Here is a 9,184-nt window from a genome sequence, read left to right as displayed (position 1 = left end):
CGCGAGCGGGCGAGCGAGCGCAGCGACACCTCGGCGTGCGCGAGTGCAGCGATCACCCGCTCCGACGCCGTGCGGGCGACGAGCATGAGCGCCGTGTCGACGATGTCCTGGCTGGTCGCGCCGCGGTGCAGCCACGCCTGCGCGTCGGCGGAGACGCGTTCCTTCATGCGCGGCACCAGCGGGATCACCGGGTTTCCGCCGGCCACGGAGGCCGCGGCGAGCGCCGCCACATCGAGACCGTGTCCGCGGCATCCACGGAGCGGGCCCCGCCAGCCGAACTCGGCCTCGATCTCGTCGACCGCCTCGTCGGGTGCGAGACCGAGCTCGCGGTACGCGCGACTGAGCGCCACCTCGGCGGTCACCAGCGCGTCGAGGAACGCGGCATCCGTCACCGTCCCGTCGTGCCCGGCCGTGACCGGTGAGAGCAGCCCTTCGTCGATCGCCGTCACGACCGGCCCTCGCATCGCTCGCGGATCGAGGGGCCGGGCCGTTCGCGGTCAGAAGGCAAGGAACACGGTCTCCTTCTCGCCCTGCAGGTGGATGTCGTGGTGCAGATGTCCGTCCGGCAGGCGCGTCGCGATGAGCGTAGCGCGCTCGTCGGGCTCGAGCGAGGACAGCAGCGGGTCGGCCGTCCGCAGCTCATCGTGCTCGGGCAGGTAGATGCGCGTCACGAGCTTGTCGGGAAGGCCCCGAGCGAACACGATCACCGAGAAGAACGGCGCGCGGTCGTCGACCGGCCCGGGGTTGCGCGTCCAGAACTCGTAGCGGCCGACGTCCGTAGTGGCTGCGCGCCCGAACCCGGTGAACGAGTGGTCGTCGCGGCGGAACGCCCCGCGCGCGCGCGGGATCTCGCCGTTCTCGTCGGCGCTCCAGATCTCGATGACCGCGTCGGGAATCGGCGCGCCGGCCCCGTCGTACACGGTGCCGCCGAGCACGATCGCGCCGGGGCTGTGCGGGAAGACCACCTCGTGCTTCTTCGGGTAGTCGAGGCCGAAGGCGAAGAACGGGCCGACGGTCTGGCCGCCGGTGGGCTCGTACGTCTTCGGACCGTGATCGCGCGGGGTGCGAGCGGGTGGGGCGGCCATCAGTGCTCTCCCTCTTCAGGCTCGAACCAGGTCGCATCGGGGCCGTCGACCACGATGTCGAAGCGGTAGCCCATCGAGAACTCCGGTACCGACAGGTCGTGGTCGTAGATGCCGATCAGGCGGTCGCGGTCCTTCTGGCGCCAGATGGAGTTGTAGATCGGGTCCAGCGGGAACAGCGGGTCGCCCGGGAAGTACATCTGCGTCACGAGGCGCTGCGTGAACCCCGACCCGAAGATCGAGAAGTGGATGTGCGCGGGGCGCCAGGCGTTGACGTGGTTCTTCCACGGATAGGCGCCCGGCTTGATCGTCGTGAACTTGTAGAACCCGTCGTCGTCGGTCACGATGCGGCCCGCGCCGGTGAAGTTCGGATCGAGCGGTGCGGGATGCTGATCCCGCCGGTGGATGTATCGGCCCGCGGCGTTGGCCTGCCAGATCTCGACGAGCTGGTTCGCGACGGGGCGTCCCCACGAGTCGAGCACGCGTCCCTCGACCGTCATGCGCTCGCCCTGCGGCTCGCCGGTGTGCTGCAGCGTCAGATCGGACTCGATCGCCGCGACGTCGCGCTGGCCGAACGCCGGCGACCAGAGCTCGATCGTCTCGGGGTCGACGAGCTTCGGGTTCTTGGTGGGGTGGCGCAGCAGGCTGGAACGGTACGGCGGAAAGTCGTGGAGGCTGATGTTCAGCCTCTCGCCGTCGGCCTCACGCCGTGCCGCGGCAGCGTGGTAGTCGACGATCTCCTGCGTGATCTCGGCTTGGGTGAGTTGATCGGGCGACGCGAGCAGGGCCTCCGGAGCAGTCGCCGTCTGCTCGAGCACCACCGGCGACGAGAACGCCTCCTCGCCCCGCGGGTCGGGCTGCGCTGCGGTCATGAGGTCTCCTTCGACGGCTCGGGTCATCCCAGGGTCGCACCGGTCGCCATCGCGGCATCGCGGATTCCCACTCAGCGGGAATCCGGATGCCGTGGGCCGCGGCATCCGTCGCCCCCTGCTCGTGCGGCTGCGCAAACCTGCTGCGGCGCCAACGATCGGCTGCGCCAGAACAGCAAACCGCAGCCCCAGCGCTCGGGTGCGCGCACCGGACCTCAGGTGTTGCGCAGATCGTGGTGCAGGTCCTTCGCGGCCTGCATCACCAGCGGTGCCAGGCGGCACTTCTCGGCCCGCTCGAGGTGCACGACGATCGCGAGTGCGTCGGAGGAAGCCCATCGATCGGCGGCAGCGCCACCGCCACCGCCACATTCCCGAGCGTCATCTCCTCGCGGGTCGTCGCGTAGCCCAGCGCGCGCGTGCGGGCGATGTCTGCGCGCAGCGCGGCCTCGGTCGTGATCGAGTGCACCGTCTCACGCTCCAGCGGTGCCCGGAAGTACCACTCGAGCCACGGCTCGTCGCGGGTGGCGAGCAGCGCCTTGCCGACGCCGGTGGTGTGCAGGGGTCCTCGTCCGCCCATGCGGCTGAGCGTCGGGATCGACTGGCGGCCCGTGAGGCGCCCCACGTAGACCGCGGTGGTCGTCTCGGGCGTCGGGCCGTCGAGCACCGCGAGGTGCACATTCTCGCCGGTCGCCTCGTACAGCCGCACCATGTGCGGCAGTGCCGTCTCGCGCAGTCGCAGCGAGAGCGGCGAGAGCTCGCCGAGCTCCCACAGTGGTCGGAGGCCGAGCGCAAGAAGGGCCAGGCCTGGGCATGAGAACCATCGAGACCTTCCACACCCACGGCACCCCGCTCGTCTGACTCCTCCAGCTCCGCGAGAGTGCAACGGGTCGCCGAGAGGAAGGGAGGTTCCCAACCTCTCGTCCACCAGCTGCACCCTCACGGTTGTGAGGAGCGAGGGGCGGGGGCGCAGGTCAGCGCCAGACGTCGGCGGCGATGTCGGTGACCTCGCGCACCTTGGCCCACTGCTGGTCCTCGGTGAGCAGGTTGCCCTCCTCGGTCGAGGCGAAGCCGCACTGGGGGCTGAGCGCGAGCTGCTCGAGAGGCGCGAAAGCGGATGCCTCGTCGATGCGCTTCTTCACGGCATCGACGTCCTCCAGCTCGCCGCTCTTGGATGTGATGAGCCCGAGCACCACCGTCTTGTCACCCTCGGGGAGGAAGCGAAGCGGCTCGAAGCCACCGGCGCGCTCGCTGTCGTACTCGAGGAAGTATCCGTCGTAGCCGGTGTTGCCGAGCAGCTGCTCTGCCACCGGCTCGTAGCCGCCCGACGAGATCCACGTCGAGCGGAAGTTGCCGCGGCACACGTGGGTCGTGACCACCAGGTCGTCGGGCTTGCCGTCGAGGATGCGGTTGAGGATCGTCGCGTACCGCTCGGCGATGCCGTCGGTTCGGATGCCGCGCTCGCGAGCCTTGTCGAGCTCGACGTCCGAGCAGAGGTACGCCCACGCCGTGTCGTCGAACTGGAGGTACCGAGCGCCGGCGTCGTAGAACGCGGCCACCGCGTCACGGTAGGCCTGCACCAGGTCGTCGACGATGGCGTCGCGGCCGTCGTACTCGGAGGCGGTGATGTGGTCGGGCTCGAGGCGGAAGTCGAGCACCGTCGGCGCAGGGATGCTGAACTTCGGCACGGCGCCGGTGGTGCGCTCGATCAGGCTCTTCAGCGAGCGGAAGTGGTCGAGGAACGGGTGGCTGTCGCTGAAGCCGATCGGGCCGGAGATCTCGATGCCCCGGGGCCGGGTCTGGACGCCCTGGAACTGGATGCCGTGGTCGAGCTCGACGATGTCGACGCCGTCGAGCAGCCCGAAGAAGTCGAAGTGCCACCACGACCGGCGGAACTCGCCGTCGGTCGCGAGCTTCAGTCCGGCATCGGCCTCGCGGACGACGAGCTCGGCGACGGCGGTGTCTTCGGCGATGCGGAGCGCTTCGGCGTCGATCGTGCCGTCCGCGAAGCGGCGGCGGGCCTCGGCCAGGGCGGCAGGACGGAGGAAGCTGCCGACGATGTCGGCGCGGAACGGCGGTGTTGACACCAGGCGATCGTACGCGACCAGGACCCGACGCGGGCAGCGGCGTGTCATCCCGCATCACCGCTCGTACGAGTCAGACCGCGTGCGGGGCGTGAGCGAGGATTCCGTACGCGTTGAGGTCGCAGGCGGTGCCCGCCGTCAGGCCGGACGTCGACGCGAACCGGAGCGCCTGCTAGCGAAGGGCGCTCGTCCGGGCCTGCTCCTGGAGAGCCGGGTACGCCTCGAGAACCATCTCGGTCAGCCGATCGATCGGCCGGGTGAGCGGGTCGGTGGCGGGAATGCCGAATGCGAGTTCGTATTCGTCGATGGCGGCGCTGACCTCTGGATCCGACATCCTCTCATGGTTGATCGTGACCCCGATCACCCGAGTCGGCGCAAAGGCCTCGATCAATGCGATCTCGCTCGCGACGGTCGGCATCGGCAGGGCCGGAAAGTCGGCGAGCATCCCTCGTCCAGGGGCGTGCTGAACGATGACCCCGTCTGGGCGGCTCCCGCGGAGGATGTACGCAGAGGTCAGATAGGCGGGGTGGCTCAGTGCGCCCTGACCTTCGATGACGATGATGTCGGGATCCTCGTTCTCGAAAGCGGCGACCACTTGAGCTTCGACCTCGCCGGAGCAGAATTGCGGCACGGTCGCATCCAACGCCACCGCGTACTTCGCACCCTGGATCAGCGCCGTCTGCCCGGTGCCCACCATGACGGCCTTGATGCCGCGCGCCCTGAGCGCCTCTACGAGGAGAGTGGTCGTCGTGCGTTTTCCGACCGCGCCGTCCGTGCCCAGGACCGCAATGCGCGGGCACTTCACGCCGAGGATCCGGCCCGTGAAGAGGCGCAGGTCCTTCCTGTCCTTCGAACGCCGCACGTCCGTGATGGTGACACCGGCGACGAGAGCCGCCGCGGCGAACTCCGGATCATCGTTGAGGAACTCGTGCAAGCCGTTGATCAGGTCCATCCCACGGGTGATGCCGTCGAGAAGGTCTGTGCGCTGCGCGGACGTGAGCAGACCGCCGGCCGGAGCCATGCCGAAGATGAGCGCGGCGGGCACCGCGCCTGCGAGCGCGATCGCGTCTGCAAGACTCGCCACGACCGGAATGCCGTTGGCGACGCCGTCCAGCAGCACCCCGGCATCCTTACCCGCGCGCGTGCTGTCGATGACGCTGAGAATCCGGTACTTCTCAGAGTGGCGGACGAGGCCGTTGGCGGTCTTGCCGTCGGGCCGCGAGAACTCGCCCTCGCAGTACACGACGGCGGTGTGGGGAAGGGACACAAGGCTCCTCTGGTCGCACAGAGGAGATGACAGTACGAAGACTCTTCCCTGAAGCCGGCGAGATGCCGACGGTCGAACGCTACCAGCGCCGCCTGGGCGGGGTCGCGCGACTCTGGGAACGAGCAGCGACCGTCGCCCTGACGGATGCCGGGAGCCCGCGTCAGAACACGTACTCCATGAGGTCGGTGCCGAGAATGCGGAACGCCTCGTGCGCACGCATGCGGTGGTAGATCGAGAGGTCGTCGAAGCACACGATGAGTGCATACGAGATGCCGGCGCGGGGGCCCGCCAGCACGCCCGCCTCGACACGGATGCCGGCATCCCGGCCGGTCTTGTTCACGAAGAGCAGACCGTGCTCGTCGTTCTCGTGCGAGAACGGGTCGAGACCGGTCGCCGAGGCGACGAGCGAGAGATCGTGGTTGAGGCTCAGCCATTCGGCGACCTGGGCGCTGACTCCCGGCGACACCACCTGCGAGTTGACGAGTGCCCCGAACACCTGGGCCAGCTCGCGCGACGAGCCGAGCGCGAAATGCGGGGCGTCGTCGGGGCCGCGCTCGTCGCGGAAGCGATCGAGCAGCGCAGACCGCGCCAGTCCGAGCTGCTCGATGCGCGCGCGCACCGCGGGCAGGCCCACACGCGAGAGCAAGGCGTTCGCGGCGAGGGCGTCACCCGTCGACGCGGTGAGCACCGCGAGGTCCGAGAGCGGGAGCGCGGGCGCCTTCAGGTGCTGCCACACCCCGGCCACGGCGACCGCGTCGACCCGGGAGCGGTCGATGATCTCGAGCGGGTCGAGCCGCCCCGACTCGAAACCGGCCGCGACCTCGATGAGCAGCGGCACGACGCCGAGACCGGCGACGGGGAGCGTGACGAAGTCGTCGCCCGAGAGCACCGAGGTGCCGCGATCGAGATCGGTGATGCGCACCGAGATCTTCGCACCGGATGCGGCGAGCTCGTCGAGCGCCTTCAGCGTCGACGTGAATGATCGGCGACCGACCGCCGCCCTCCTCGGCAGTCGTCTGCTGGTGCTCCGTCGCGCCCCCCGCTGCGACTCGGCATCCCTTCTGGGCTCAGTGCCCACGGGTGTCCTTCCGGTTCTTTGGTTCCCAGTGTTCTTCGGATTCGGGGTGGTGGTCGTCCTGCGCGTGCGGGCCGAGGCCCGCCCCATCACCAGATCGTGACGCGCTTGTCGTGGTCGAGCCAGAGGGCATCCGACTCGGTCACACCGAACGCATCATAGAACGCGTCGATGTTGCGCACGATCTGGTTGCAGCGGAACTCGTTGGGCGCGTGCGGATCGATCGTCAGCAGGCGGATGGTCTCGGCATCCCGGCCCTTCTGCTGCCAGATCTGCGCCCAGCTGAGGAACAGTCGCTGGATGCCGGTGAATCCATCGATCTCCGGGTCACCGGCCTGCTCCGCGTGGAGCCGGTACGCCTTGATCGCGATGCCGAGGCCGCCCAGGTCGCCGATGTTCTCGCCGATCGTGAGGCCGCCGTTGACGTGGTGCTCCTCGGCGAGTCCCTGCGGCACGAGCGTTTCGAACTGGTCGATCAGGATCTTCGTGCGCTCCTCGAATGCCGCGCGGTCGGCGTCCGTCCACCAGTCGCGCAGCGAGCCGTCGCCGTCGAATCGGCTGCCCTGGTCGTCGAAGCCATGGCCGATCTCGTGCCCGATCACGGCGCCGATGCCGCCGTAGTTCGCGGCGGAGTCGCGGTCGACCTCGAAGAACGGGTACTGCAGGATCGCCGCGGGGAACACGATCTCGTTCATGAGCGGGTTGTAGTAGGCGTTGACGGTCTGCGGCGTCATGTACCACTCGTCGCGGTCGATCGGCTGTCCGACCTTCGCGAGTTGGCGGTCGTGCTCCCACAGGTGCGCGCGCCGGACGTTGCCGATCAGGTCGGTCGCATCGATCTCGAGGGTCGAGTAGTCCTTCCACTTCAGGGGGTAGCCGATCTTCGGCGTGAAGGCGTCGAGCTTCGCGAGGGCGCGCTCGCGCGTCTCGGGGCTCATCCACTCGAGGTCGGAGATCGACTGCCGGTACGCCTCGATGAGGTTTGCGACCAGCTCGTCCATCGCCTCCTTGGCCTCCGGCGGGAAGTGCCGCTCGACGTAGACGCGGCCGATCGCCTCGCCCATCGCCGCCTCGGCGAGACTGACGCCGCGCTTCCAGCGCTCACGGTTGACCGGGACGCCGGTGAGCTGTGTGCCGTAGAACCCGAAGTTCTCGGCGACGAACTCCTCCGAGAGGAAAGGGGCGCCGGAGTGCACGATCGCGAACCGCAGCCAGGCCTTCCAGTCGTCGAGGCGGTCTTCGACGAGGAGCAGTCCGAGGCCCTCGAGGAAGCTCGGCTGGTAGACGTTGATCTCGGTGAACGCGGCGGTGTGCTCCGGGGCGATGCCCTCGAGCCACGGCGTGAGGTCGACGCCCACGAGAGCCTGCACCTCTTCCCACGTCTTGAGGTTGTAGGTCTTGACCGCGTCACGGCTGGCGACGTTGTCCCAGTGATGGGTCGCCAGCTCCGTCTCGAGTGCGACGATGCGGTCGGCGGCGGACTCGGCATCCGTCACTCCGGCCAGCTCCAGGATGCGGTGCGCATGCGAGCGGAACGCGATGCGGGTCTCCTGGAAGTTGTCGAGGCGGTAGTAGCTCTCGTCGGGGAGCGACAGGCCGCCCTGGATGAAGAACGGCACGTAGCGCTGTGGGTTGCCCGGGTCGGGCTCGATGTAGAGGTGGATGAGCGCCGCGACGCCGTCGCGCTCGAACTCGCCCACCGTGCGCAGGAACGACGGGATGCCGTCGATCGCGTCGATCCGCGCGAGCACATCCCCGAGCGGCGAGGCGCCGAGCTGCTCGATGCGCTCGGTGTCCATGAAGCTGGTGTAGAGGTCGCCGATCTTGCGCGCCTCGGTGCCGGGCTCGGCGCCCTGCGACTCCTCGACGATCACGTGGACGTCCTTCTCGGCCTGCTCGGCGATGAGGTGGAACGACCCCCACCGCGCCTTGTCTTGCGGGATCTCGGTCCGTTCGAGCCATGCGCCGTTGACGTGACGGAACAGGTCGTCCTGCGGGCGGATCTCGGCGCTGAGCTCTTCGAGCGCGAGACCGGAGCGGAGGGCATCGGTCATGCGTTCCAGGTTAGCCGCCCACCGGACCGGCTCCGGCCGCGGGCCCGGCCCCGGCGGGACCGCGGATGTCGCCCGCCCTCGTAGGCTCGGAGGGTGACGACCGCCCCCGACACGCTCAACCGCGACATCCTGCGGCTGGCGGTGCCGGCCCTCGGCTCTCTCGTGGCAGAGCCGCTCTTCCTCATCGTCGACTCGGCGCTGGTGGGGCATCTGGGCATCGCGCCGCTCGCGGGCCTCGGCATCGCGTCGGCGGTGCTGCAGACGATCGTCGGGCTCATGGTGTTCCTGGCGTACGCGACCACGCCGGCCGTCGCCCGCCGGTTCGGCGCGGGCGACCCGTCGCGCGCGGTGTCGGTGGGCATCGACGGCATGTGGCTCGCCCTCGGCATCGGTGCGGTGCTCGCACTCGGCGGATATCTTGCGACCCCGCTCCTGGTCGGGCTGTTCGGCGCCGACGCCGGCGTCGCGGAGCAGGCCGAGATCTACCTGGGCATCTCGATGTGGGGTCTGCCGGCGATGCTCGTGGTCTTCGCGGCGACGGGACTGCTGCGCGGCATGCAGGACACCGTGACCCCGCTCTGGATCGCGGGTCTCGGGTTCGCCTCCAACGCCCTGCTCAACTGGCTCTTCATCTACGGCTTCGGATGGGGCATCGCGGGGTCGGCCGTCGGCACCGTCGTCGCGCAGTGGGGCATGGTCGCCGCGTACGTCGTCGTGGTCGGCCGGCTCGCGCGCCGGCACGAGGCATCCGTCCGC

Annotated in this window: 8 protein-coding genes and 1 pseudogene; 1 reads left to right on the top strand and 8 read right to left on the bottom strand. The window is 69.3% G+C overall.

Going from position 1 to position 9,184, the window contains the following annotated elements; genetic code table 11:
* From EIO58_RS07840 to EIO58_RS07805, 8 genes and pseudogenes are all read right to left on the bottom strand, one after another.
* Positions 1 to 449: pseudogene (locus tag EIO58_RS07840) on the bottom strand (lyase family protein); the annotation flags it as partial.
* Positions 450 to 497: 48 nt separating this feature from the next.
* A complete protein-coding gene (gene pcaG, locus EIO58_RS07835) occupies positions 498 to 1,085 on the bottom strand; it encodes a protocatechuate 3,4-dioxygenase subunit alpha (protein WP_127819058.1) in 588 nt (195 codons plus the stop codon).
* The gene (gene pcaH / locus EIO58_RS07830) at positions 1,085 to 1,954 is read right to left on the bottom strand and encodes a protocatechuate 3,4-dioxygenase subunit beta (protein ID WP_127819057.1); all 870 of its coding nucleotides are present in this window, start codon (positions 1,952 to 1,954) and stop codon (positions 1,085 to 1,087) included. The genes pcaG and pcaH overlap by 1 nt, the downstream gene beginning before the upstream one ends.
* Positions 1,955 to 2,210: 256 nt before the next feature.
* Complete coding sequence (locus tag EIO58_RS07825) at positions 2,211 to 2,660, bottom strand: IclR family transcriptional regulator (RefSeq protein ID WP_240658636.1); 450 nt, start codon at positions 2,658 to 2,660, stop codon at positions 2,211 to 2,213.
* 262 nt (positions 2,661 to 2,922) lie between these two features.
* Positions 2,923 to 4,035, bottom strand: coding sequence for a 5-methyltetrahydropteroyltriglutamate--homocysteine S-methyltransferase (locus EIO58_RS07820; RefSeq protein WP_127819056.1), 1,113 nt, complete (start codon positions 4,033 to 4,035; stop codon positions 2,923 to 2,925).
* A 169-nt stretch (positions 4,036 to 4,204) separates the two neighbouring features.
* The gene (locus EIO58_RS07815) at positions 4,205 to 5,299 is read right to left on the bottom strand and encodes a DUF1611 domain-containing protein (protein WP_240658635.1); all 1,095 of its coding nucleotides are present in this window, start codon (positions 5,297 to 5,299) and stop codon (positions 4,205 to 4,207) included.
* Positions 5,300 to 5,459: 160 nt separating this feature from the next.
* A complete protein-coding gene (locus tag EIO58_RS07810) occupies positions 5,460 to 6,377 on the bottom strand; it encodes a serine hydrolase (RefSeq protein WP_164861584.1) in 918 nt (305 codons plus the stop codon).
* An 86-nt stretch (positions 6,378 to 6,463) separates the two neighbouring features.
* The gene (locus EIO58_RS07805; RefSeq protein ID WP_127819054.1) at positions 6,464 to 8,428 is read right to left on the bottom strand and encodes a M13 family metallopeptidase; all 1,965 of its coding nucleotides are present in this window, start codon (positions 8,426 to 8,428) and stop codon (positions 6,464 to 6,466) included.
* Between the two features lie 93 nt (positions 8,429 to 8,521).
* Here EIO58_RS07805 and EIO58_RS07800 point away from each other — a divergent pair.
* The coding region (locus EIO58_RS07800) for an MATE family efflux transporter (protein WP_127819053.1) at positions 8,522 to 9,184 on the top strand (663 nt) is incomplete at its 3' end.

Source organism: Microbacterium sp. CPCC 204701, assembly GCF_004010105.1.
Taxonomy (GTDB): domain Bacteria; phylum Actinomycetota; class Actinomycetes; order Actinomycetales; family Microbacteriaceae; genus Microbacterium.
Note: the sequence above shows the minus strand (reverse complement) of the source record. Positions and strands in the feature narration are given on the sequence as shown.

Excerpts from the sequence above, each read along its gene's own strand:
- EIO58_RS07825 (WP_240658636.1), bottom strand. The coding sequence starts at position 2,660 with ATGGTGCGGCTGTACGAGGCGACCGGCGAGAATGTGCACCTCGCGGTG.
- pcaG (WP_127819058.1), bottom strand. The coding sequence starts at position 1,085 with ATGGCCGCCCCACCCGCTCGCACCCCGCGCGATCACGGTCCGAAGACG.
- EIO58_RS07805 (WP_127819054.1), bottom strand. The coding sequence starts at position 8,428 with ATGACCGATGCCCTCCGCTCCGGTCTCGCGCTCGAAGAGCTCAGCGCC.
- pcaH (WP_127819057.1), bottom strand. The coding sequence starts at position 1,954 with ATGACCGCAGCGCAGCCCGACCCGCGGGGCGAGGAGGCGTTCTCGTCG.